At 46.8% G+C, this 26,573-nt stretch carries 18 protein-coding genes; 10 read left to right on the top strand and 8 right to left on the bottom strand.

The genetic code is table 11. From position 1 onward, the window contains the following. The first annotated feature begins 70 nt into the window (after positions 1 to 70). From IEX81_RS01975 to IEX81_RS01940, 8 genes are all read left to right on the top strand, one after another. Entirely contained in the window at positions 71 to 1,357 is a 1,287-nt protein-coding gene (locus tag IEX81_RS01975; protein ID WP_229727427.1) for a globin-coupled sensor protein, read from the top strand. 333 nt (positions 1,358 to 1,690) lie between these two features. Further along, positions 1,691 to 2,653: an AAA family ATPase gene (locus IEX81_RS01970; protein WP_188801342.1), complete on the top strand. Its 963-nt coding sequence runs from the start codon at positions 1,691 to 1,693 to the stop codon at positions 2,651 to 2,653. After that, on the top strand, positions 2,650 to 3,831 hold the full coding sequence (locus tag IEX81_RS01965) for a DUF58 domain-containing protein (RefSeq protein ID WP_188801340.1): 1,182 nt from the start codon (positions 2,650 to 2,652) through the stop codon (positions 3,829 to 3,831). Before IEX81_RS01970 ends, IEX81_RS01965 begins: the two co-directional genes overlap by 4 nt. A 1-nt stretch (position 3,832) precedes the next feature. Further along, the gene (locus IEX81_RS01960; RefSeq protein ID WP_188801338.1) at positions 3,833 to 6,163 is read left to right on the top strand and encodes a DUF4129 domain-containing transglutaminase family protein; all 2,331 of its coding nucleotides are present in this window, start codon (positions 3,833 to 3,835) and stop codon (positions 6,161 to 6,163) included. Between the two features lie 145 nt (positions 6,164 to 6,308). Then, the gene (locus tag IEX81_RS01955; protein WP_188801337.1) at positions 6,309 to 7,721 is read left to right on the top strand and encodes a SpoVR family protein; all 1,413 of its coding nucleotides are present in this window, start codon (positions 6,309 to 6,311) and stop codon (positions 7,719 to 7,721) included. Between the two features lie 643 nt (positions 7,722 to 8,364). Beyond that, complete coding sequence (locus tag IEX81_RS01950) at positions 8,365 to 9,918, top strand: phospholipase C (protein ID WP_188801334.1); 1,554 nt, start codon at positions 8,365 to 8,367, stop codon at positions 9,916 to 9,918. A 785-nt stretch (positions 9,919 to 10,703) separates the two neighbouring features. Next, a complete protein-coding gene (locus IEX81_RS01945) occupies positions 10,704 to 13,073 on the top strand; it encodes a bifunctional YncE family protein/alkaline phosphatase family protein (RefSeq protein WP_188801331.1) in 2,370 nt (789 codons plus the stop codon). 378 nt (positions 13,074 to 13,451) lie between these two features. Further along, positions 13,452 to 14,288, top strand: a complete 837-nt coding sequence (locus tag IEX81_RS01940) for an FTR1 family iron permease (RefSeq protein ID WP_188801330.1) — start codon at positions 13,452 to 13,454, stop codon at positions 14,286 to 14,288. Between the two features lie 53 nt (positions 14,289 to 14,341). On the opposite strand, the gene IEX81_RS01935 is transcribed toward IEX81_RS01940, so the two are convergent. Further along, entirely contained in the window at positions 14,342 to 15,325 is a 984-nt protein-coding gene (locus IEX81_RS01935; protein WP_188801328.1) for a quinone oxidoreductase family protein, read from the bottom strand. A 259-nt stretch (positions 15,326 to 15,584) separates the two neighbouring features. On the opposite strand from IEX81_RS01935, the gene IEX81_RS01930 reads away from it, so the two are divergent. Then, positions 15,585 to 16,829 (top strand): MFS transporter, encoded by a 1,245-nt coding sequence (locus IEX81_RS01930; RefSeq protein WP_188801326.1) that lies wholly within the window; start codon positions 15,585 to 15,587, stop codon positions 16,827 to 16,829. 177 nt (positions 16,830 to 17,006) lie between these two features. Here the strand turns inward: IEX81_RS01930 and IEX81_RS01925 are convergent, their stop codons facing one another. From IEX81_RS01925 to pflB, 6 genes are all read right to left on the bottom strand, one after another. Then, positions 17,007 to 18,077: a DUF871 domain-containing protein gene (locus IEX81_RS01925; protein ID WP_188801324.1), complete on the bottom strand. Its 1,071-nt coding sequence runs from the start codon at positions 18,075 to 18,077 to the stop codon at positions 17,007 to 17,009. 277 nt (positions 18,078 to 18,354) lie between these two features. Then, positions 18,355 to 19,737 (bottom strand): PTS transporter subunit EIIC, encoded by a 1,383-nt coding sequence (locus IEX81_RS01920; RefSeq protein WP_188801322.1) that lies wholly within the window; start codon positions 19,735 to 19,737, stop codon positions 18,355 to 18,357. Positions 19,738 to 19,740: 3 nt separating this feature from the next. Then, positions 19,741 to 20,637: an N-acetylmuramic acid 6-phosphate etherase gene (gene murQ / locus IEX81_RS01915; protein ID WP_188801319.1), complete on the bottom strand. Its 897-nt coding sequence runs from the start codon at positions 20,635 to 20,637 to the stop codon at positions 19,741 to 19,743. Positions 20,638 to 20,776: 139 nt separating this feature from the next. Continuing rightward, positions 20,777 to 21,625: a MurR/RpiR family transcriptional regulator gene (locus IEX81_RS01910; RefSeq protein WP_188801317.1), complete on the bottom strand. Its 849-nt coding sequence runs from the start codon at positions 21,623 to 21,625 to the stop codon at positions 20,777 to 20,779. Between the two features lie 140 nt (positions 21,626 to 21,765). Further along, positions 21,766 to 22,527, bottom strand: a complete 762-nt coding sequence (gene pflA / locus IEX81_RS01905) for a pyruvate formate-lyase-activating protein (RefSeq protein WP_188801315.1) — start codon at positions 22,525 to 22,527, stop codon at positions 21,766 to 21,768. Positions 22,528 to 22,572: 45 nt separating this feature from the next. Continuing rightward, positions 22,573 to 24,816 (bottom strand): formate C-acetyltransferase, encoded by a 2,244-nt coding sequence (gene pflB / locus IEX81_RS01900; RefSeq protein ID WP_188801432.1) that lies wholly within the window; start codon positions 24,814 to 24,816, stop codon positions 22,573 to 22,575. A 264-nt stretch (positions 24,817 to 25,080) separates the two neighbouring features. Here pflB and IEX81_RS01895 point away from each other — a divergent pair, with 264 nt between their 5' ends. Then, positions 25,081 to 25,398, top strand: a complete 318-nt coding sequence (locus IEX81_RS01895; protein ID WP_188801312.1) for a TFIIB-type zinc ribbon-containing protein — start codon at positions 25,081 to 25,083, stop codon at positions 25,396 to 25,398. A 259-nt stretch (positions 25,399 to 25,657) separates the two neighbouring features. On the opposite strand, the gene IEX81_RS01890 is transcribed toward IEX81_RS01895, so the two are convergent. Beyond that, positions 25,658 to 26,557, bottom strand: coding sequence for a DMT family transporter (locus IEX81_RS01890; RefSeq protein ID WP_188801310.1), 900 nt, complete (start codon positions 26,555 to 26,557; stop codon positions 25,658 to 25,660). Between the last annotated feature and the right edge of the window lie 16 nt (positions 26,558 to 26,573).

The following is a 26,573-nucleotide window of genomic DNA, read 5'->3' as shown; positions in this document are numbered from 1 at the left end:
TGAAGCGTATCCTGAATGGATTAGATGTCGATCACGGCTCTAAAGAGTGAAGAGAAGCGGGGGGAACCGGGTGTTTTTTAAAAAAAGTGAAGAGGCGGTTTATGACTGGCTGGAAAAGGCGAAGTCCGAAAAAGTCTCTGTCACGGTCAAAGACAGCAAAGTGCTCGAGAAGTTGAGAATGCTTGATCTGACAGACGGCGATCTGCAACTGCTGAAACTTTTGCGGCCTTTTGTGCAGAAGGAGATCGATATAATTTCGAAAGACTTCTACAACAGTTTCTATAAAATTGAGCCGCTGAGGCAGATTATCGACAAACACAGCTCCGTCGAAAAATTAAGCCGGACGCTGGCAGCACACGTTATGGAACTGTTTTCCGGAGTCATTGATGAAGCCTTTCTTGAAAGACGGTTCAGGGTCGGGAAAATGCATTATATCATTGCTCTGAGTCCGTCTTACTATATGGGAACTTTTCAGAATCTGCAGAACAGCTTGTGCCGGGTTGTTTTTCAATCGGTCGGCGATTTTTCTGCCACAGAGCGGATCATCAGGGCGATTCATAAGATCATCAGTTTTGAGCAGCAGATTGTTCTGGAAGCCTATGATCTGGAATATTCACAGAACCTGAAGAGAGAATATGAAGGGGGCCGGGAAGATCTCAGATCGGCGATCGTGCATGTCGGTGACAGTCTGACAGCTCTGGCAGATCAGACTAGGGAGACGGTAAGCGCTCTGTCTGAACATTTTCAATCTGTCAGGGCGTCCTCAGCAAAAAGCAACCGGGAGACACAGACTGCTAAAGCGCAGGCTTCCGAGGGACAGACTCAGCTTGAACGACTCTTCTCTCAGGTTACGGCGGCCAACCAATCCATTGTAGAAATGGGCAGAATGGTCGGAAGACTGGAAGAGTCGTCGCAGGAAATCGGCCGCGTTACCATTCTCGTCAGAGAGATTTCAGAACAGACGAACATACTTGCCCTGAATTCGGCAATCGAGGCGGCCAGGGCGGGAGAGTACGGCAAGGGATTCGCTGTTGTCTCACAGGAAATCAGGAAGCTGGCTGAAGAAACCAATAACGCCATGGCGCAAATCTCGGATCTCATAGACAAGTCTGTAAACGTCACCTCCCACGTTGTCGGTTCCCTGAATGAAACAACCGGAATTATAGAAAAAGGAATGGAAGAATCGAAGCAGACTGCTGATAAATTCCGGGACATCATTTCATCGGTTGACCGAAACAGCAGGCTTTCCGCGGAAATCGATAAAAATATGGATGAACTGGTCGGCATCACAGGAAAACTGGGGACGGGAACCGAGACATTATCCGTTTCACTGGAACAGTTAAAAAACAGTTTGTAAAAAAAGGCAAGCCGCCGATTTAATTGAGCAGGACTGAAAAAGGGGAAAGCACGCGAAAAGATATGGCGTGATTTCTCCTTTACTTTTAGGAAAAAAGAATGGCGGCTTTTTTCAATTGGCCGTGTTAAGCAATAGTCCCGTCGAAGCGGTTTTTGAATCCAGCGCACAAAACGCGTTTCAGAATAATTTAACAAAACATATTCATTAGCACCTGAACGTCTTTCATGCCGGCATCCAAGAGAAGCCGCCGGATGGAAATGCAGTCGGGAAGTCTGTACAATAGAATTAAAATGATTGAAATAATCAGAACATATAACAAAGCGGGGAAATGATATGAACCATGGCGCTGAGCATCAGTTAATCGCGGATATGATCGATAACGTTGAAACCGTAGTGGTCGGCAAGAGGAAAACCATTAAACTGATCACGGTTGCATTGCTTGCCGGGGGACATGTTCTGATTGAGGACATTCCAGGTGTGGGCAAAACACTCCTTGTCCGTGCAATCGCCAGAACGATCGGGGCGGAATTCAAGCGGATTCAGTTTACTCCTGATCTTCTGCCTTCAGATATCACGGGATTATCTATATATAACCAAAAAACCTTGCAATTTGAATTCAGGCCCGGCCCGCTGATGGGCAATATTATTCTGGCCGATGAAATCAACCGGACGTCTCCGAAGACACAATCCGCTCTCCTTGAAGGAATGGCGGAGGGCAGTGTGACCGTTGACGGTGTTTCCCGGGAACTTCCCGACCTTTTTTTCGTCATGGCCACTCAGAATCCGATCGAGTATGAAGGGACCTATGCCCTGCCCGAAGCTCAGCTGGACCGTTTCCTGATCAAGCTTTCCATAGGCTATCCAAGCAGAGAGAATGAGCTGGCGATTTTAAATCGTGCGGCCGGTCGCGATCCTCTGAAAGAACTCCATTCGATTCTGGAGGTTTCCGATATTCTGCGGCTGCGCCGCCATACGGATTCGGTTTTTGTTTCGGACAGCATCAAAAACTATATTCTCGACATCGTTGCAGCGACGCGCGAACATCCGATGATTTATCTCGGTGTCAGTCCAAGAGGGACGCTGGGCCTGCTGAAAGCCGTCCAGGCACACGCTTTCGTGGAACAGCGCGATTTCGCTGTTCCGGATGATGTCAAGGCCGTTGCTCCGTTCGTTATCGGACATCGGATGGTACTGAAACAGGAAGCTACCTATGAACACATGACCGCACTCACGATTGTTCATGAAATCATCGGTAAAATCAAAGTTCCTGTGATGCACGAGGAACCGGTTAAATGAAGCACAGTCTTCAGTATTTCCTCAAGTTCAGAAAAAGTGCGTTCTGTCAGAGCGTGGTCATGCTCGCCGTTTTTGCCTGTATGTTCGCTTTTGCAATGTTTCAGGGCGGCTTTACGGGCTGGTTTATTTTCTATGCATTCCTGCCTTTTGTTCTCTACATGATCTTTCTGGTTATCTATCCTTTTCGATTAATAGAAGCGGAAAGAACGATTCAGGAAAAAGAATTGTCTGCCGGCGACACGATGCATGTTCGAATCGTGCTGAAAAGAAAGTGGCCGGCCCCCTTTTTTCTCGTTACCATTCAGGAGGAGTTTGCTCCTTTGTCCGGCGGACCGATACGCGAGGGAAAAACGGGCATGCTGTTCTGGATGCGGCGCCATGCCGTTTTTTCCTATTCTGTTGCGGACATGGCACGCGGAAAATACACGGTCAGGGAGATTCAGCTTAAAACCGGCGATCCCTTCGGCTTCTTTCACAGAACGGTCAGATTGAAGTGCGAGGCAACATGGCTCGTCTTCCCAAAAGTGCAGCCGCTTGAAATACCCGGAGCGGGTCCCGGCAGAATCACGCCTGACGGCCGGCAGAGAGATCTCTCGCGGTTCGCAGGTATTCGGCCTTATCAGCCGACCGACCGCCTGTCGTGGCTTGACTGGAAATCAACGGCGCGGACAAACCAACTTGTGGCTAAACAGTTTGAACCGGAAAGAGAAAGGCATGCCTCCGTCGTTTTCGTGGCGCGCAGAAAGGATACAGACGCCCTTTTTGAACGTGGTGTTGCCTTTACAGCTTCTCTGGTCCGAACGTTGCTCGAGGCGGGCTTCACCGTTCTTCTAACCTGGAGCGGCACTGAAAAACCGCTTCTTCTGCGAGGGAGTGTTGTTCGTGCAACGGCCGGCGCCAATGAAAAGCTGGCAGAGTTATCAGAGGCCGAGGCCTTGAAAGCCGACGATTTGCGGCTCTCCGGCGACAGTAGAAAAGCCGGCTTCGTGGTCACGACCGATCCTGCACTGGCACAGCCTGTAAGCGAGTTTGCACGTTCGGCAAGACAGCGGCAGACCCTGTTCTTTGTTACCGATTATGGCGCGGAAGACAGCCTAAAGCCCTGCAAGTCCCCTTATTTTTCACTCTATCTATTAATCAATGAACAATTTGACAGACTCTTCAAGGCAGGTGGATAAAATGCAGACGATCGCAAAAAGGTCTCTTACCGCCGTGCTTTACCTCCTGGGCTCCGTCATTCTTTGGGAATGTGCCCGGCCGGTTACCGAACTGACGATTTTACAGTCGGAGCCCGTCATTATGGCCTTTATTGCCGTGACCATGATGCTTTCCTATTTGCGTCTCCCGCGCTGGGCGCAAGGTGCAGGAGGCGGACTGATGGTTCTGTACAGTCTGCATTATTTCTTTTTTCAGAATCAGGCACTGTTCAACGTAAAATGGATCATGCAGGTGGGACAAAGCATTTATCAAAACTTCAGAATGCTGCTGCAGGGCAACCTGGTGAATTTGTCCGACCTTTTCAGCACCCTTATCTTTTTTGTTCTGCTGTGGCTGATCAGCCTGGCCTTGCAGCACTGGATTAAGGCCGGACACTTTTTTTTATTTTTTTTTCTTGCGCTCGCATTGCTTTCGGTGCTGAACACGTTCACGTTCTATGATGCCCGCCGTGCGATTGTGATTGTCACGGTTTCCGGACTGATAATTCTAGGTGTTCAGAAATTGATGAGGGTGCAGGAAAGCGGCATGAAATTCGAAGGTGAAAAGCCATATTCCACCTGGTTCCTCACCATCGGCGTGATTTCCGTTCTTGCACTTGCCGCGGGACTTGCCGGCCCCAAGCTTGCTGCCCGGTGGCCGAACCCCGCATCCTATCTTCAGAAAATCAGTGTTCCCGGTTTAAGCAGGACAGGAGCTTTTTTTTCGGCAGGCCAGCGTATCGGCTATGATGAAGATGATTTCAATCTTGGCGGTTCGCTAGGAATGGATACAACGACCCTTTTCACAGTCAGTTCCAGCGGAAACAATGATTATTGGAAGGTAGCTGCTAAAGACATTTATACCGGAAAAGGATGGAAAAGCAGCAATGATTCCTATGCACCGCTTTCCAGCCCTTACAGCCGTTTTTCAGTGCTTAATCCATATGAGGGGAACACAAATACTTCGGAAGAGACCGCAACGCTCACATTTACGAATGAGAGCCCTTCGATACTCCCGTATTCGGGTCAGCTGACCGTCATACAGGCACAGGGCAAGATGCTGAAGCTGGATCAGGCGACAGGCCAGATTTTGACCAGTGACGGGAAAAAAGTGAAAACGGAGCGTATCAGTTATCTGCAGCCGACGTTCCAGATTGACAGGCTCAGACAGGTACAAAACGGAGGAGATCCGGTGTCAGTTAGGGAGGCGGACCTGCAGCTTCCGGACTCGCTGCCCGGCCGCGTACGATCGCTTGCCCGCCGGATCACGGGTTCCGAGAACAATCGGTACGATAAGGCTATGGCGGTGGTCAATTATTTGAAGTCCCCGACATTCAGCTATTCAACGGATCGGGTACCGCGGCCGACAGGAAATCAGGATTATGTGGATCAGTTCTTATTTAATTCAAAAATCGGCTACTGTGATAATTTTTCAACGGCGATGGTTGTTCTTCTGCGATCAGTCGGTGTTCCGGCGCGCTGGGTCAAAGGCTTTAATTCAGGCACGTATGTCGGACAGACAACGGAAACGGCCGGTGGAAAGAAAGTAACCAGATTTGATTATGAGATTACCAATGCAAACGCCCACTCCTGGGTGGAAGTCTATTTTCCCGGCAGCGGCTGGGTAGCCTTTGAACCGACACCATCTTTCAGCGGACCGGATAAATTCATTGGTACTTCCCCCGGTAAGGCGCAGCCTTTACCCGCCGCCAGCCAGGGGGGAAGCACGCAAAGCAGCGCGCCGTCTCAGGCACAGCAAACACAAACGCAGCCTAATCAGCAACTGAAAACGGGGACTCAGCCAAAACCAATCCGTGAGCAGCAGCAAAGCCAGAGCTCCAATACGGCCGGTAAGGCGGCAGACTCTCTCAAAAAACAGAACGGCGCAGTGAATGATTGGCGGTTTGCCGGATGGATGTTCGCCGGTGTGATCGCGGCCGGACTTCTTCTGCTCGTTCTGACATGGAAAAAATGGATGGCGGCGATTTATACACGGAGGCAGAAGGGGCTTAAAATCAGAGACAGAAACAGTTTCAACCGCGCCTACAAGAACCTGTTCCGGCTGCTGCGCCTGAAAGGGCTGAAACGGAGCGAAACACAGACGCTCCGAGAGTTTGCCGAAAGGGTCGATCACCGGTTTTCGGGAAACAACATGATGCGGCTGACGATGCATTACGAACGCTTTGTCTACGGAAATCAGGATGCTGTTCCGGATCATCAGAAAGCGGCGCTTGACGGCCTGTGTGAGGCTATTATCGAGAAACTGAAACCTGCCGGGGATGAAGTGCACTCAAACAAAGAACAGAACCGATAGCATTAGTACCGTTCAAACAGCAACTGTCCAAAGTCGGTTGATTTGAACCCATACCCGGGTATATTGAGACGGGGTTTGTTCATAGGATGAAGAAAGAAGCATTTGCCTGAGGCGAAATTGGCTTGGAAAGGATGCTGGCGCTCCAGTGAATAAAGAAGAGTTCAAAGCACTTGACCGTTCCATTGACGAAATAACAGAAATTGCGAAAGGCTTCGGCCTCGACTTTTACCCGATGCGCTATGAAATCTGCCCCGCGGAAATCATCTATACATTTGGTGCCTATGGTATGCCGACGCGTTTTTCCCATTGGAGTTTCGGCAAACAGTTTTATAAAATGAAGGTGCAGTACGATCTTGGTCTCAGCAAAATTTATGAACTCGTGATTAATTCCAATCCGTGTTACGCATTCCTGCTCAATACGAACACGCTTATCCAGAACAAAATGATTGTTGCCCATGTGCTCGCCCACTGCGACTTTTTTAAAAACAATATCCGTTTCGTCAATACCCGCCGGGACATGGTCGAGAGCATGAGTGCTACTGCAGAACGCATCCATGACTACGAAGAAAAATACGGCCGGAAAAAAGTGGAAAAGTTCATTGACGCAGTACTTGCCATTCAGGAACACGTGGATCCGCGCATTATCAGAAAAGGAGACTGGCTGGATAACAAACCCGGGAAACCGACCAAGAAAAGGAAACGCCCGCTTTCTCAATACCAGGATATGCTTGATCTGGACGATACTGAAGAAAAGAACGGAGAAGAAGAAAAAGCCAAATTTCCGAAACGCCCTGAAAAAGATCTTCTTTTCTTTATTGAAGAATACAGCCGGGTTCTTGAAGACTGGCAGCGCGATATTTTAACGATGCTCAGAGAGGAGATGCTCTATTTCTGGCCGCAGCTTGAGACAAAGATTATGAATGAGGGATGGGCCTCATACTGGCACGCGCGGATCATGCGCGAACTCGATCTGACATCCGACGACGCCGTTGAGTTTGCGAAACTGAATGCTCAAGTGGTGCAGCCTTCGCGGCAAACGATCAATCCCTACTACCTGGGACTGAAGCTGTTTGAAGATATTGAGGAACGATATAATCATCCAAGCGAAGCGATGAAAGCGGTTGGCGTTGAAGCGGGATCCGGTTCTGAAAAGATATTCGAGGTTCGCGAACTGGAGTCCGATCAGTCATTCATCCGTAACTACATGACTAAAGAACTGGTTCATCGGGAGGATCTCTTCCTGTTTGAGAAGAAGGGGACTGATTACACAATTACGGATAAAGACTGGAAAAATGTTCGCGATCAGCTTGTGTCCATGAGGGTTAACGGCGGCTTTCCGTATATCGTTGTCGAAAACGGAGACTACAACGGCAACGGGGAACTCCTGCTGAAACACCGCTATGAGGGCATCGAACTGGATGTCAGGGACATGGAAGGGGTGCTGAAGTATCTTGTTCAGCTCTGGGGCAGACCCGTTCATCTGCAGACAATTATTGAAGACCACCCGACTCTGTTCAGCTTTGAAAAAGACGAGATGAAGCGCAAAAGACTTGACTGATCGGCCTGTTATCTTTTCAAAACACATCCTTTCTGCCGGGTTCCGATGGAGAATACGGAAGAAAAAGGAAGCCGTTTTGAAAGAAAAAAGATTGAATGAGCTGCATTTAAAGACCGGACCTTAAAAGAGGGAGTTCAAAAAGTCCGGGAAAAGCTAAGATAAGACCTTCTGCTAATAACGTGCACGTCCTGTGCACAACGCAGAAGTCACCACATCCTGTGGAAGTTCTGCGTCAACTCGCTTTTCTGCTCTTCACGTATTAACAGAGGAACTTCAACTAAGAACGCGCACGTCCTGTACGCAACGTTGAAGTCATCACATCCTGTGAAAGTACGCGCAGGTAGCGCAAAGCTTCGTTTCCTTAACCTTCAACGCCCAGGACGGGCTAGTGTCAGGCATGCCATAGGACGTGGCGCTTTGCCTGACCTTGGTCCTTTTTGTCCTCCTTTTTGAAAAGACTTTAGAAAGTCTTTTTTTCTATGCCTTTTTCTATTTTAATCTTCTGAACCTTTTGGACTATTCGGATACGCTCATATTTAGCGTGATCATTATATAATCTTAAAATCTGCTTAACGATATACAGTCTATACTAAAAAAGTAATCTATTCCAAAAAGGTAATCTAATTAAGGGGAGTTGAATAAGTTGAGAGCTAAGAGAGTGGCAGCAAGCATTGCGGGCGCTGCGCTGGCCGTGAGCGCGGTTTTCAGTGCGGCGGTTCCCGACCATGTTTTCGGCAAAGATTCCGATCATCAGACAGAGAGCGTGAAAGTATCCAAATCTCAGACAACAACGCCGATCAAGCACATTGTCGTACTGTTTAATGAAAACATCTCTTTTGATCACTATTTTGGGACATACCCGAACGCAGCAAACAGCACGCCCGGCGAACCGAAATTTACCGCGAAACCGAATACGCCGAGCGTTAATGGATTAACGAGCACTCTTTTATCCAATAATCCGAATTCCAGCAATCCGCAGCGGCTGTCACGCTCGCAGGCGATGACTCCCGACATGAATCACGGTTACGCTGCAGAACAGAAAGCATTCGACGGCGGCAAAATGGATCAATTTGTCAAATATGCGGGAAACGGGAATCCGATCGTTATGAACTACTATGACGGCAATACGGTCACCGCTCTGTGGAACTATGCACAGAACTTCTCAATGAGCGACAATTCATACAACACGACCTTCGGGCCGTCAACACCGGGCGCGCTGAATCTTGTATCCGGCCAGACGCACGGCATTACGGCCTATCAAAATGGACAAGTCGTCCCTGGTGTTCCCGGCCAGGTCGCAAACGGCACGGTTATTGCCGATCCGGATCCTTACTATGATTCGGCTTCAAAATCATCCGCGCGCATTTCCGCGAGCGGCAAGAACGTCGGCAACCTGCTTAACAGCAAAGGGATTACTTGGGGCTGGTTCCAGGGCGGATTCCGCAACCCGTCTGCAACGCATCAAAATATCGCGGGCGCTTCGGTTACGGACTACAGCCCGCACCACGAACCTTTTCAATATTATCAGTCAACGGCCAACCCGAGTCATCTGGCTCCATCGTCTGTCAGCAAAATCGGTTATACAGATCAGGCGAATCACCAATATGATCTGACCGATTTCTGGGCGGCGGCAGATAAAGGCAACCTGCCTGCCGTCAGCTTCCTGAAGGCGGGAATGTCCCAGGACGGCCACGCGGGTTATTCCGATCCGCTCGACGAACAGAACTTCATCGTGAATACAATCAACAAGCTGCAAAAATTGCCGCAATGGAAAAATACGGCGGTCGTCATTGCCTATGATGATTCAGACGGCTGGTACGACCATGTGGCGAGCCCGCTTGTCAACGGTTCAAATGACCCGAGCAACGATGCTTTGTTTGGCCCGGGCAACAGCGGCACACCAAGTCTTGGAAACTACCTCGACCGTGCCGGCTACGGCCCGCGTCTCCCGCTTCTTGTGATATCGCCTTATGCGAAGACGAATTATGTTGACCACACATTAACCGATCAGTCTTCGATCCTGCGCTTTATCGAGGACAATTGGAAGCTTGGAAGAATTGGCGATCATTCGTTCGATGCAGTGGCGGGCTCGCTGAATAACATGTTTAATTTCAAACACGACCCGAAAGCCCAGAAACTGTTCCTTGACCCGACGACCGGCGAGCAAGTTCAACTGGGCAAACTGAATAAGGATTAACCACAAGAAATCCGCGAAAAAATAAAAAAGTATTTACTGCAAACTTAGTCTCGAAAAAAGAGAAAGGGATGAGCTGCAGAGGAAAACAACAGGCTTTGATATGCCTAACCCGGGAGAAGAGTCATCAGGACTTTTCTTCCGGGTTTTTTGCATTTATACGATTGACTGATTGTACCGCCGGATCATGTCAGATCTCTACTGAAAGGACAAACTGGTGAAAAAAAGGGGAAGTTTTTTTCATTGAGCGATCAATCGAATCCGTTTTTCCGCTAAATGATGAAAAACAAGCTGAAATGGCTCGTTCCCGATGTGTATACAGGAGCAAAGTGTCTGAAATTGTCAGTAAAGATCTGAAAATCGTCAGTAAACGTTGGGGAATCAACAGTAATCGGCAGAGAATCAATAGTTACGGCCAAAGAATCAACAGTAAACGATCTGAAATCAATAAGTGCGAATAATCAGAGCTATATAAAGCACTTTTAACCGGCACTGCACGCTCAATTTCGGCGGCAGTGGGAGGATGATCTTGAGTCTAGATTCCTTATCGAAAACTTGGGACGCCTTTTGTCGACCTGGATGATCAAGTGGGATAATCATATACTATTAATCATCGATCCGGCCAAATTAATTAACAGAATAGAAACGGAATGAAAATAGGACAAAAGGTTCAATAGTTAATGCTCGAAATTATTTATCTATTCTTAACTTTTCACCAAAAGTTCCTTTAAAAACGCTTTCTATAATTAACAGAGTAAGTAATAAATCTATTAAAAGGAGCTGAGAAAGTGAAAGTGAAGAGAGTGGTTGTATCTGTCGTTGCGTCTCTGGCGTTTGTTTCAGGAACCGCCTATGCCTCAAATTATGTGTTCAACCGGGTTGCCGGGCCACAAGGGCCGGTCAACGGGGTAACATCTTATGACTGGTCGCTGACACCGGCCGGAAAGCAAGTGACACTGGGTGATTTCCCTATAGGAGGCGTTTTGAGTCCTGATGGGCGCTATCTCGTCGTCAGCAACGATGGACAAGGCCAGCAATCGCTGCAGGTTGTCGATGTTCAATCGAATAAAGTTTTGCAGACTCTTCCTTACAACTCACCCGATTCACTTTATCTCGGAATTGCTTTCAGTCCGGACGGCAGGCAGCTTTATGCATCGGCAGGAGGAAACAATACGATCCGCGTCTATGATTTTTCAAATGGCCAGCTGACTGAAAAAGACCGTATCAGCGTGAAAAATTCGTCGAATACGAATGTTTATCCGGCAGGCCTGTCCGTTTCGCCGGACGGCACGGCACTTTACGTCGCAAACAACCTGGATAATTCAGTTTCCAAAATCGATCTGAACCAAAAGAAAGTGATCAAAACGACGGCTGTCGGAAATAACCCATATACGGCATTATTGTCAAAGGATGGTCATTCGCTATATGTGACAAACTGGGGAGAAAGCAGTGTTTCCGTTCTGGACCCGGATACGCTGGAAGTTCGGAAAACAATCCCGACAGGGCTTCATCCGAACGCGGTCGCTGAAAATGCAAAGACCGGGGATATTTACGTTTCTAATTCAGATGATGACACGATTGCGGTTCTGGACGGTAAAACAAGCCAGGTCAAACAAACAGTTTCTCTGAAGCCTTACAGAAATGCGCCGACCGGCAGCATGCCGGATGCGCTCGCGGTGAGTGCTGACGGCAGGTCGCTTTATGTCGCCAATGCGGGCAATAATGATGTTGCCGTAGTGGATCTGTCAAAGGAAAATGCCCAGGTCAAAGGCCTGATTCCAACCGCCTGGTACCCGACCGGCGTCTTTGCTATCGGCGGCAAGTTAATGATGACCAACGCGAAAGGACTTGGGGCAGGACCTAACACGCAGGGCCAGTACATCGGCAACATGATGGCAGGAACCCTGTCGATAGTCAGCGAACCGTCAACTGATGAACTGAAACACTACACGCTGCAGGTGCAGGAAAACAATACCATAAAACAAAGCAGTGCTGGAAACGGCCAAAAAGTCGTTATTCCGCGAAACACGGCGGAAAAGTCGCCAATAAAGCATGTCATCTATATTATCAAAGAAAACAGGACGTATGATCAGGTGTTCGGCGACCTCGGCAGAGGCAACGGCGATCCGAGTCTGACAGGCTTTGGCGCCCAGACCACACCGAACTTGCATAAGCTGGCCAAGCAGTTTGTGACGCTGGACAATCTGTACACCGATGCCGAAATCAGCGCCCAGGGCCATAGCTGGTCGATGGCGGCGATAGCCAACGACTATACAGAAAAGAACTGGCTTGCCAATTATTCCGGCAGAAACAGGGGCTACGATTTTGAAGGCAATAATCCGGCAGCCTATCCTAAATCCGGGTTTCTATGGAATAATGCGCAGCGTGCCGGTGTCAGCTATCGTGATTACGGTGAATACGCCAATTATGACGCTGCAAGTCAGAAGTGGGTTGCTGCCGACCCAAGCATCGGCAGCAGCCTGGATCCGAACTATCCGGGATGGAACCTGAGCATCTCCGATCTGACGCGTGAGGCGGAATGGGAAAAAGAATTTAATGACTTTGTCAAGAATGATAATTTACCGCAGCTGCAGATCGTCCGCCTGCCGAATGACCATACGGCGGGAACAAGACCGGGACAACTGACACCACAGGCGATGGTCGCACAGAACGACTACGCGGTCGGCAAGCTCGTCGATACGGTCAGCCGCTCCAAGTACTGGAAAGACACGGCCATTTTTGTCATAGAGGACGATGCTCAAAACGGTTGGGATCATGTCGACGCTCATCGAACGGAAGGACTCGTTATCAGCCCGTATACGCAAACCGGAAAAGTGGACAGCGTGTTCTACGATACGGCCTCGATGATCCATACAATGGAACTGATTCTCGGCATGAAACCAATGTCGCAGTTTGACGCCGCCAGCATCCCGATGAACCGTTCATTTACATCGAACCCTAACTTTGCGCCTTACACAGCCGCCGATCCGCAATATCCGATTGACCAAAAGAACGGCGCCAATGCCCCTGATGCAAAAATTTCCGCAAAAATGGATTTCTCGGCGGAAGATCACGCGAATGAAGATACGCTGAACAAAGTATTGTGGGATGCCACGCTGAAGGCGAAAAAGGGTAATTATCCAAAGTCTTCAAAATAAATAAGCATGGAATTTCCGTTCACTAAAATCTTACTCTATAAAGCGTCTTGTGCTGACTTTGCAGGAAAATTTTGATAATCTAAACGCAGACACCAATAGAAGCCGCGGAACTCTGCTGCAGGAGTGCGGTTTCTTTTTGTTATGTGGAGTTCCAAGGACGGCCTCGTGTTCGGAAGCTTAGGAATGAAGGTAATTTCAAATAGATGAATGGATGCTGCATTTTTCAGTGAACATTGCGATAGGCACAAAAGAAATGCTTGACTCGGAAGAAGGGAATTTATTTCATTTTTTTCTTGTGCAAACCGGGCTCACATGATAAGATGTTCATGAAAACAATTGATAATGATTATCAATTTCGAATATGAAGGGATGATATTCATGTACGCCGCTTTTCTTGTCGCTCTCAGGGAAGGTCTTGAAATAGCGCTCATTGCCGGTATCATTTTTGCCTATTTAAATAAAATCGGCGAAAAAAAGAAAAACCCGTACATTTGGGCCGGTATTTTTTTAGCAGCACTCGTATCCGTCGGTTTTGCAGCGGTCATTTATCACTTTAACGGTCCCGGTGAATGGGCGTATCAGGCCTATCTTGAAGCGACCATTTTTTTCCTGGCTGTAACGATTCTGACCTACATGACCTTCTGGATGAAGAAGAACGGTTCGTCGATGAACGCCGGTATCAAAGATAAAATCAATAATGCACTGCAAGCCGGAAGTGTGTTTCAGCTCGTCTTTCTGACGTTTATCACCGTCATCCGCGAGGGCGCCGAGTTTGTGATGTTTGTTCTTGCCATCCTTAACAACCAGTCTGCGAATCCGGTGCCCGTCGTATCGGGTACGGCAATAGGACTCGTCCTCGCTGTTCTGATCGGTTACGGTATCTACAGCGGGACTTACCGAATGAATCTGTCTCACTTCTTTCAAATAATGGGCGGCCTGCTGATCGTCATCGCAGCCGGGTTGCTTGGCAGTGCCGTCGCCGCGCTAACAGAGATCGGCATACTGCCGGTAACCGGCTACATCTATAACTTGAGCGGAGTTCTGAATCAGCATGATGCGATCGGCGCAGTGCTCAACGCCCTAGTAGGCTACTCCGATCACCCGACCTATCTGCAGGGCGCGACATGGCTTATCTATCTGGTTGTTGTCATGATCCTGTTTACGAGAAACAAGAGCGTGCCGACAGGAAAAATGACCGCATCATCCGACAAGTGATCACGATTAATAAGGATAAAAATAAAAGGAGAAGGCCGCTAAGCCATCTCCTTTTATTTTGCTACATCCAGGACGATCTTCCCTGTACTTTGCCTGCTTTCCATCCACTCGTGTGCTTTTGCCGCCTCTTCCAGGGCATAATGTCTCCCGACCTTCATTTTCAGCCGCCCTTCTTTTAAAAACCGAAAAATGTTGGCCGAAGCATCGGCCAGAAGATCCGGACGGTTCCTGACTGTTGTTCCGAGACTGAAGCCGAGAACGGCGCGGCAGCTTGAATGCAGATCCGTTGTCTTAAAATGCCCTGTTCCGCCTGCCGCACTGCCAAAATTGACAAGCCTTCCGTACATGGCAAGGCAGGTAAGGCTTTTTTCTGCGACATCACCGGAAATCGAATCAAGAATGATGTCGGCACCTCTTCCGTCTGTCAATTCTTTGACTTTTTCAGCAAAATCTTCGGTCTGATAGTTAATAACCTGATCCGCGCCCGCTTCCAGAGCGATACCGCGTTTCTTGTCATTTCCCACCGTTCCGATCACCTGTGCCGCACCCAAAAGTCTGGCAAACTGAACGGCGGTCGTTCCTATTCCGCCCGCAGCGGCGTGGATCAGAACGGTCTCGCCGGGAGCAAGACGGGCGACATCGGCAAGCAGTTTATAGGAAGTGAAGGAGACGGTTGGACAGGCCGCAGCCGTTTCAAAGTCAACGTTATCCGGAATCGGGAAAGTCAGATTTTCGTCGGAAACCACATATTCCGAATAGGAGCCGTTTTTAAGAAGCGCAATGACCCGCTGGCCCGGTTTTAAGTGCCGCACATCAGGTCCGATTTTTTCAATGACGCCGGCTGCGTCCAGACCGGGAATAAAAGGCGGCTTGCTGCCGGAGTGGTACCGGCCCTGCCGCGACATAATATCGGCAAAATTCACACTGGTTGCAACGACACGGATGAGCACTTGCCTTGCTCCAACTGAGGGTGTGTCCGTGTCGGCAACCTTTAAAACGGATGGGCCGCCAAAATCAGAGACAACAATTGTCTTCATTCTACTTACCTCCCTGTTTTGAACTCAATCTTTTGTACCATAACACCAGTATCAATTATAATGATGCGTTCCGGATGTTGCACTCAATGTGCATGGAACAGGAGGGGGACTTTTTGTTTGGTCCAGTGATAAATTATTGTAAATAATGGAACATTTTTTGGCAAAACTCCCATTCATTCTATAAAATAGAGAATAGGAATCGAAAGACCAATTCTAGTATCCTGGCAATTCAATTAAAATGGAAACGGGGAAGTATTCAATGAAAAAGCCGTCCCGGGAAGAAACAAGCTGGATGCTTTATGACTGGGCAGCAACAGTCTTTTCGATTGTCATGATGACGGCGCTGCTCCCTATCTACTTTAAATCCGCGGCGGCGGGAGCGGGCATGAGCGGACCTGAATCAACCGCTATATGGGGCTATGTAAATTCTTTTGCCACACTGATCATTGCTCTGCTTGCTCCGATTTTGGGAACGATTGCGGACTTCAGGGGATATAAAAAACGCTTTTTTACAGGTTTCTTCTTGCTCGGCGTTCTATTCACCGCACTTCTCACCTGGATTTCGGCGACCCAGTGGGCGGCGATCCTAGTCTGCTATTTTATTGCTTTAATTGGATCCACCGGGGCGAATGTTTTTTACAATGCCTTTCTTGTCGATGTCACATCTAATGAACGGATGCATCAAGTCTCTGCCAGGGGGTTCGCGCTCGGCTATATCGGAGGCTCGATTCCTTTCATTTTTTGCATAGCGATCGTTATGCTGGCTCAGAACGGCAGGCTTCCGATTACTGTCGGTACGGCGAGCAGGCTGTCATTTGCGATTACGGCGCTTTGGTGGGGTTTATTCACTATCCCCTTTTTGAAAAACGTCAAACAGCGCTATTTTGTTGAACGAGTGCCAAGACCAATTGCAACCAGTTTTCGGCGTCTGTTTCATACCATTAAATCGGTAAAAAGCTATCCTTCTGTCTTCCTTTTTCTATTAGCCTATTTTTTCTTTATTGACGGCGTCGGTACCGTCATCACAATGTCCACTTCATTTGGAACCGATCTTGGCATCGGAGCGGCTCAGCTTCTTTTGATTCTGCTGGTGACTCAATGGGTTGCTGCCCCGTTTGCCGTGCTCTACGGACGCCTTTCCTATTTATTTGGTGCCAAAAAGATGCTTTACAGCGGCATCGCCGTCTATATTGTCGTGTGCGTCTATGCCTATTTCATGAAGACGGCCCTGGACTTCTGGATTCTGGCAATGCTCGTCGCCACATCGCAGGGCGGCATTCAGGCAATCAGCCGTTCCTATTTTGCGAAGCTGGTACCCAAGGAGTCGGCCAATGAGTTCTTTGGCTTTTACAGCATCTTCGGCAAGTTTTCAACGGTCCTGGGGCCGCTTCTTCTGGCTGCCACGACTCAGCTGTCAGGCAGAACGAATGTAGGCATACTCAGTGTGGCCGTCCTTTTTATCATTGGAGGTCTGATCCTGAGCAAGGTTCCGGATCATGAATAAAGAAGTCTATAAAGGCGGGCAGTATATCATCCGTCGTGAGGGTATAACGGCCTTCACGGAAATATATCGACCGTCGTGAGGGTACATTCTTTGAAGAATCACCATAGGAGTAAAAAGTGGAGATAAATTGTTTCCAAATCCAAGCGGCGTTATCATGCTTCTTCGGGCCAGATTGCTCTAACTCTCATTGACCCATTTAATTTGAAATGAATCGCCGCCATGAATTAAAGAAAGCAGGGGCAGATCCGCTTCGATGACGTGTCCGATGACGTTGACCTTAGGGTCGGCGGGCAAGTCCTTCTTGACAATCTGAATTTCTCCCTGATATCTTTTATAAAGTTCATTATCAATCGTGATAGACCCTGTTCTTCTTTGACGTGTATTAAAAGGTACAACAGGCGGGCTTGTTAAAGGCAGCTGTCTCGATTCTCTCGAACGAATACAGTCACGCGCTTCATCAGTGCGATTGCTTTGAACAGCTGAAGCGGCTTGCAGAAGATTCCGGTCATCAGTTTCAGGATTAGCCCGAAGCAGGAAGACTCTTTTTTCCCAGGAGGAAAATTGCTGAAGAGAATCTTCAGTCAACTCAGGATCGCCTAATACGATATCATCAATTTTCTCTCTGAGCAGCAGGTCGGCATATGCGGAAAAAGGGGATACGTATCGATGGTCTTCAAGAGTTGGCAGACCTTGATATAGCGGCCCGCGGAATACCTTATCTCCTGGGAAGAAGGCAGCGATTGACAGGCCTTCCTGCTGAAGCATCTTATTCATGCTGCGAAAGGCAGTTCTGTCGAGACCGGTTTCCGGACGCGGGTAAAAGTTGTGCCACGCACTGACTCGGTCAACATCCATTCCGTATCCTTTCATTTGATTCAATGATTCTGGTGTCAATCTACTGGCATTAAGCGCGATCGATATCTTGCCAGACAGATCGGCAGTTGTCTGTTCGTCGAATCCTTCATCTAATCGGAGACCTGTGACACCCAGATCGGATAGTTGCTCAGCTTCATGTAAAGACAAGCCTAAACAGGAAAAAGAATCAGAGGCTATGTCCATCATCAGTCCCATTTTCAATCCTCCGGTTATTTTCCCGAGTGCGTACAATCTTTCACGATAAGTTGATGAATCTTCTTCTGGAATATGCAAAGAAGTGAAAACCATATTAAATCCGCGAGCTCTATAGCTTTCAATGACTTTTTCCTGTTTTTTCAAAGATTCATTTAAATAAACAGAGAATCCCAGCATGGTAATCGCCCCCATTTTCTCTTTTCGATCTTTCATTGCACTATAGGAAAGTATAAAATTTTAAGGATTATAGTGTAAGCGACCGAACAGATCGCCGCGTCCTGCGGCATGTTCGGCATTAGGCCGTCCTGGCCCCCGCAACTAAGGCTCAGTCTACGCCAGGGCTTAGCTTCGCCCAGTTTTCTAATATAGAACTTGCAAAAAAAAGAAATGAAGCAGATCCATTTCTTTCAGCCTGCTCCATTCAACAAGATCATCGAATTTTACTTTAATTCTACTACTCAATGTTTTCAGCCATTTTTTCATTATATCCGAAAAAGTATGTGAAGATAAAGCCGCCGGCATAAGCGAGCAGAAGACCGATGATGTAATAGATGTACTTGTTTTGAGCGATCAGAGGAATCAGTGACAGTCCGGACACGCCAATGCCAACTGCCCCGGTACGCATCACTGCCTGGAAGGCACCCCCGAAAGCAGCGCCGATACATGCAGTGACAAACGGTCTTCCCAGGGGCAACGTCACACCATATAGAAGCGGTTCTCCGATACCCAGAAAACCAACAGGCAGGCCGCCCTTGATGTTATCGCGCAATTTTTGGTTTTTTGTTTTTACATAAATGGCAATTGCGGCGCCGACCTGCCCTGCGCCTGCCATGGCCAATACAGGGAGCAGGCTTGTGAACCCATATCTATGGATCAAGTCCAGATGAATCGGAGTTAAACCTTGGTGCAAACCGACCATGACGAGAGGGAGAAAAAATCCGGACAATAAGGCACCGGCAACAACCCCGCCGACATTCAGTATTGCTTGAATACCGTTTGTTATGCCATCAGTAAACACACCGAACAAAGGTTGAACGGCATATAAGGACAAGAGACCGACAATCAGGACAGAAATTAAAGGCGTCAGAATAATATCGATGCTAGTAGGAATAACTTTTCGTACTTGTTTTTCAATAACCGTTATCAACCATGCCGCAAAAATAACACCGAATAGTCCGCCGCGCCCCGGAGTGAGCGGAGACCCGTAAATCTGAATATTGGCTAATAGCGGATTAAATAAAATCATTCCCATAATCGCTCCAAGTACAGGAGTCCCATTAAATTCTTTTGCAGTATTCCAGCCTACTAAAATAGCAAGAAACGTAAAAATGCTGCTCCCGATGACAAGTAAAATAGACAGCCAGGTTGCCTTAGGATTGGCACCTGCGTTGATAGCAAAATTGGCAATTCCGCTGATGAGACCGGAAGCAACCAATCCGGGAATTAAAGGTATGAATATATTTCCGATTTTTCTCAGTAAATTTTTAATGGGAGTCTTATTTTTACTCTTAATCGATTCCTTTTTGAGTGCGGCTTTCTCCTCAAGAGTTAAATCTTCATGGTTGGGTCCAGCCTCTTCCCCGATACCCAGATCTGTTAATTTACTCAGTTCTGCAGCGACTTTATTGACGATGCCCGGACCGACAACAATTTGCAGCGTCTCGTCATTAACAACGCCCATCACACCGTCAATTTTTTTTAATTTGGCGATGTCTGCGAGTTGATCATTTTTAATAGAGAGACGCAAACGTGTCTGACAGTGCATAATTTTACGAATATTTTCATTGCCGCCTATGTTCTCCAAAATAGAGACCGCCATCTGTTCTTCTTTTTTCATTATTTATGATCCCTCCTGCAACGTTTCTCGAATAAAACCATTTGCATGTTTTAAATGATTTCTTGCCTCATCATATGAGCAGTTCAGCAGATTCATCACGATTGCCGCTTTAACGTCATGGTGAGCCATTTCAAAATATTTCCTGGCTGTTTCCCGTTCGATATCTGTTGCCTGCATAATGATTCGTTCAGCGCGATCAATTAATTTTTGATTTGTTGGCTGCACGTCGACCATTAGATTCTTATAAACTTTTCCTATTTGGACCATTGAAGCCGTTGAAATCATATTAAGAACCAGTTTTTGCGCAGTTCCAGCCTTCAGGCGGGTCGACCCGGTCAAGACTTCAGGTCCGGTCTCAATCTCAATCTTGACATTCGCGTATCTGCTGATTTCAGCATTTTTATTACAAGAAAGACTAATTGTCTTTGCCCCCGCTTTTTGAGCATATTTTAATCCACCGATGACATAAGGCGTTCTTCCGCTTGCTGCGATACCTACAATCGTATCCCATTCGGAGATAGATAATGCTTTAAGATCTTCACCTCCTAATTTTTCATTGTCTTCTATGCCTTCAACAGCGTGAGTTAATGCTTTTTCACCCCCTGCAATGATCCCCTGAACCATGTTCGAAGAGACACTAAATGTCGGAGGGCACTCCGCAGCGTCCAATACGCCCAGCCGTCCGCTTGTTCCTGCGCCCAGATAAATCAGGCGGCCGCCCGATTTAAAAGACTTAACGACACACTGAACCGCTTGCTCGACAGCGTTCAGTACATTTCCGACAGCCTGGGGCACGGTCCGGTCTTCATGATTCATCGTGGTCAATAAGTCATGAATAGACATGGTGTCAAGATTCATGGTCTTCTCATTGCGCTTTTCTGTAGACAAATGATCGATCACTTAAAACACACCTTTGTTGTTTTCTTAATTTATTTTCTTCTTAATATTCTATTCAATTGAAACTAAAAGTCAATAATATTATAAAAAATAACGAAACAAATAATCTAATTTATGAAAAAAAAAAAAGAGCCGTTTAACTTTATCTTCTGAGTCGAATGACGGCCTCGCGCGCTTCTCGATACTGACTGATCACTTGATCACCGAGCAGGTGAAAAACACTTAAGTATAAGGCATCGATAATATTGAGTTGTGTCATGGTTGAGGCAATGCTTCCTATCCGAAAGTCCTGTTCAACAATGGGGGTACATAATTGAATATCTGCGAGCTTGAAAAGCGGTGATTTTTGAGCATTTGTTATTGCCACAACTAACGCGCTATTCTTTTTTGCAAGCTGTGCAAGTTCAAGTACGTCTTTAGTTTTTCCGGACATACTGATCGCAACAAATACGGAAGATTTAGTGAGATAGGGAATCGTGGCGGCAATTTGATGAAAATCCGACATCATCGTGGAATGAAAACCAAGCCGTGAGAACTTATAACTTCCGTCGATTGCTGCGATCGCCGAACCACCGACTCCGAAAAATGTAATTTTATCAGCATTTTTTAATGCATCCACCCCTTTTTCAAAATTTTTTCGTTCAAGTGAGAGTTGTGTTGATTCGAGAGCATTCTGATTGAGTTTTGTCACTTTGTAAAAAAGTTCATAGGGTGAGTCTTTCTTTTGAAGAATGGAAAAATCGGTCAGATCGTTCTCTGATAAAGTTAATTCCTTAACCAGTTCAAGCTTAAATTTTTTGAAGCTTGCCGCACCGATCGATTTAAAAAAACGCACGACACTCGCGGGACTGACCCCTGTTTTTATCGATAAATCTTTGGCTGTCATATTAGGAACATTTTCAGGATATTTAATGATATAAGTACCTACTATTTTTTCGGCATCTGATAATTGTTCTAAGCGATTTTTGATCTGATCGAGCAATGAGTTCAACTTTTCTTCCTCCGGATCATTCTTTTTTTGTATCATAGTCTAACTGTTGTTTAGATGCAATAATTTAACAATAACACGGTTAATATCATATAAGACAAAAAAAATCTGCAAGCTTTATAGGCTTGCAGAACGTTAATTTATTACTCAGGAATTGCAACCAAACCTTCATCAAGATTCTGCCGGAGCAGACGATAAGCTCGTTTGAGATCCTGAGAGGAAGGGGGCTGGACTTCTTTCAACGCATAGTCGAGTCCGAGTGCCTCCCATTTATAGATGCCCATTTTATGGTAGGGAAGAATTTCAACACGTTCGACGTTATCAAGTGTGCCGATGAATTTGCCGAGCCTGTCGAGATCGCTCTCAGAATCGGTAACTCCGGGAACGAGTACGTGGCGGATCCAGACCGGTATTTTCTTTTCTGCCAGAAGCCGGGCAAAGGCGAGAATGTTCTTGTTTGGCAGGCCGGTCAGCCACTTATGCTTATCTGAATCAATCTCTTTTAGATCCAATATGACCAGATCCGTATAGTTAGCCAATTCATCAAAAGCTCTGTGGAAAAAAGGCGCATCGACATAACAGCCTCCGGATGTATCAATCGCCGTATGGACACCGAGAGCTTTACAAGCTTTGAACAGCTCTGTAAGAAACGGCATCTGCAGCAGGGGTTCTCCGCCGCTGACCGTTATGCCTCCGCCGGACGACTGAATAAACGGAAGATAATCTTTTAACTCGCTGACAATCTGTTCAACGCTAATCGATTTTCCGGTACCGATTTCTCGGGTGTCGACATTGTGGCAGTATTTGCAGCGCAGGGGGCAGCCCTGCACGAACACGACAAAGCGGATACCCGGTCCGTCGACCGTGCCGAAAGATTCAATTGAGTGGATATTGCCCGTAACCATGTTACCCCCCTCCCGGTTGCTTCATCACTCTGCCGGACACGCTGCTCAAATCGATTCATGGAATGTGCGGTGAACGACTTCGAGCTGCTGCTCACGGGTAAGTTTAATAAAGTTAACGGCATAACCGGACACACGAATGGTCAGTTGCGGATACTTTTCAGGGTGATCCATAGCATCAAGCAGCGTCTCACGGTTAAACACGTTGATATTGATATGATGACCCCCTTTCTCAGCATAGCCGTCAAGCATGGCTATCAAGTTTGCAACTCTTGTTTCCTGTTCTTTTCCGAGTGCCTGAGGCACAATCGAGAATGTGTTTGAAATACCGTCCATTGCATAGCGGTACGGAAGTTTTGCGACAGAAGTCAGAGACGCAAGCGCTCCTTTTGTGTCGCGTCCGTGCATCGGATTGGCGCCCGGGGCAAAAGGTTCGCCCAGTTGGCGTCCGTCCGGTGTATTTCCCGTTTTCTTTCCATAGACGACATTGGATGTGATCGTCAGAATCGAAAGAGTAGGTACTGACTCACGATAGGTTGCGTTCTTGTTCAGCTTCGTCATGAAGCGTTTGACCAGATCAACGGCAATGGAATCCACGCGTTCATCGTTGTTGCCGTACTTTGGAAAATCGCCTTCCGTGTTAAAACCTACAGCCAGACCGTCCTCATCGCGTACGACATGGACCTTCGCATATTTAATCGCGCTCAGGGAGTCGGCGGCTACGCTCAGCCCCGCAATACCTGTAGCCATCGTACGCAGAATCTGCGTGTCATGAAGCGCCATTTCACTGCGTTCATAGCAATATTTATCATGCATGTAGTGAATCACATTAAGCGTATTGATATAAAGATCGGCCAGCCAATCCATCATCCGGTCGAATTTCGCCATCACATCATCATAATCAAGCACATCACTTTTAACAGGAGAAAAAGGCGGTGCGACCTGAACTTTTTTAACTTCATCGACGCCGCCGTTGATTGCGTAAAGCAGAGTCTTTGCCAGATTGGCGCGGGCGCCGAAGAACTGCATCTGTTTTCCGATACGCATCGCGGATACACAGCAGGCAATGCCGTAATCGTCTCCGTATTCCACACGCATCAGATCATCATTCTCGTATTGAATCGCACTTGTCTTGATAGAAATCTTTGCACAGTATTTCTTGAATGCACCGGGCAGCTGCTTTGACCAGAGGACGGTCAGGTTCGGTTCGGGCGCAGGTCCAAGATTTTCCAGTGTGTGCAGGAAACGAAATGAATTTTTGGTAACAAGTGACCGGCCGTCAACGGCCATGCCCCCTATTGATTCTGTTACCCAAGTTGGGTCACCGCTAAACAGTTCATTATAATCCGGTGTGCGGGCAAATTTCACAAGGCGGAGCTTCATGATGAAGTGGTCGACCAGTTCCTGGACTTCCGATTCTGTCAGAATATGTTTGGACAAATCTCTCTCAATATAAATATCCAAAAATGTCGATGTACGTCCAAGACTCATCGCTGCTCCGTTCTGTTCTTTTACGGAAGCGAGATAGCCGAAATAAAGCCACTGAAAAGCTTCTTTCGCGTTATTCGCCGGTCCGGAAATATCGAAGCCGTAGCTTGCCGCCATAGTTTTCAAATCCTGCAGCGCACGAATTTGTTCCGTCAGCTCTTCTCTGAGACGGATGACATCCTCCGTCATTTTGCTGCTTGTATTCTGTTTGTCAATCTTTTTCTGTTTAATTAGATAGTCGACACCATAGAGCGCGACGCGGCGATAGTCGCCGATGATTCTTCCGCGGCCGTATGCGTCCGGCAGTCCGGTAATGATGCCGACGTGGCGGGCGAGCTTCATTTCGTCCGTATAGGCGTCGAACACGCCCTGATTATGTGTTTTGCGGTAATCGGTGAAAATTCTTTCCAGTTCATCACTCATCTTATAACCGTATGATTCGCAAGCCTGTTTTGCCATGCGTATGCCGCCATAAGGCATCAGTGAGCGTTTGAACGGCTGATCCGTCTGAACGCCGACAATCTTTTCAATTTCTTTATTCAGATAGCCGGGCTTATGCGACGTTATCGTAGATACAATTTCAGTGTCCAGATTCAGCACGCCGCCTTTTTTCCTTTCTTCTTCGGACAGCTGCATTACTTGTTTCCAAAGCAGTTCTGTTTCTTTTGTCGCTCCTTCGAGAAATGATTCGTCACCATTATAGGAAGTTACATTTTTCATGATAAAGTCACGGACGTCTATCTCTCTTTTCCAGTTGCCTTCGACAAATCCGTCCCATGCCGAACTGTTTTTGTTGCCCTTCATTACGGCTTCCATTGCTATCATCCTCCTTGAAAGAGTAATTACCTGAACGGGTACGCTTATATTATATCTTAATATACGAAAGCGCTTACATATCATTTGTGACGATTTGTTCACATTAACACATCTTGATATTTTCATGAATATACAGCACGGATAAGCACAGAAGCAGCTTTTCATTAGGGAAGGATCCGCTGAGGAAAACGCATGCTCGTCTTTTTTGATATAATCAGATTAGAAAAAGTATTGCGGAAAGGGAGCGATGAGATGAATTGTCCGGTATGTGAAGATGTGCGGATGAAAGAAGTGGAGCGGTACGGCGTGATGATCGATATCTGTCCGAATTGCAAGGGGATATGGCTGGACCGCGGAGAGCTGGAAAAAATTACGGAGCAAGTAAAAGAAGTCCGGCAGCCGTTTAATCAATGGCACGAGCGAGACGACGACTGGGAGCATGAAGATCGGCACCATGGGCACGATGATCATGAGCATCACAGGTATCATGACGATGACGGACATTCGCATTACCCCCGAAAGAAAAAGAAAGAGTCTGTATTCGATATGTTCGGAGACATGTTTGATTGAACGGCACGATAAATGGGGTCCTTCATTCTAAACCACCCTTCACTTAAAACAAAGCGGTTTTGGATTCTTACGTAATGCGTGCTAAACCGGCTAAAATAATATTAAAACTTAAGCCCACAGATAACTGTGGGCTTAAGTTTGTCGGAACAATACTTAAAATATTGAGTAATATTCATCGAAAATAGGATTTACTTCAAACATGGATGTAGGTCCAGATCATACGACACAAATCTGAGGACTATTTTGGGGTTCAGATCATTTAAAGGTGTTTTTTTATTATCTCGGATTGATTGACAGTGCGCTTTGAAACTTTTTGAGGATTTATCAATACCATTCCAAGAATAATCAAAACCATGCCGATAACAATCGGTACGTTTAGTTTGTGACCAAAAGTAATGTAATCCAGTATCGCAGTGAATGGTGGGACACAATAAAAAATACTTGTAGTGTTCGTCAACTTTCCCTTGCTAATCATGTAATACAAAAGTAATGTTGCACTTACAGTTACCCCTAATGCCATAAACAGTAATGAAAGAACAAACAGCCCTGTCCATCTTACATTTAACGAATGGAAAAACAATGAGAAAGTAGAGAAAGCAATAAAGCTGCACGTATACTGAATGGATACATTAATTGGTAAATTGGTATGAACATTTTTTTGTAGGATGGTACCGACAGTAATAGACAGGAAAGAGAATAGGCTATATAAAATACCAATAGTAGACAGTGTACCGCTGAAAATTTGTTGCCAAACAACAAAAGTTAAGCCGATCATTCCAAATAAAAGACCGATCCATTGAAATCTATTAGTCCCTTCATTCATCAAAATAGCTGTTAAAATGGGTTGTGCACCCAGAATAATTGTAAGAACTCCAGGAGAAATACGATTATCTAGCGCCAGAAAATAAAAAAATTGATAACCGATTTGTTGAAAGATGGCTGTTAAAATAATCATCCGCCATTCAAATGCTTGTTTTGGAAAAGAAGGCTTTACAAATAGACAAAACGTCCACATAAGTACAGTTGCAATTAAAAAGCGTAACATCAAAAAGGGTAATGGATCGGCAAATTTGAGGCCTAATTCAACAAAAATAGCTCCCCCACTCCAAAGGATCACAAAAATACAATAAATTAGCCATTTACTGTGAACAGATTGCATCGTTTTCACCTTGATT

The organism is Sporolactobacillus putidus, from assembly GCF_014647035.1.
In the GTDB taxonomy this organism is placed as follows: domain Bacteria; phylum Bacillota; class Bacilli; order Bacillales; family Sporolactobacillaceae; genus Sporolactobacillus; species Sporolactobacillus putidus.
This window is presented reverse-complemented; position numbering and strand designations above follow the sequence as displayed.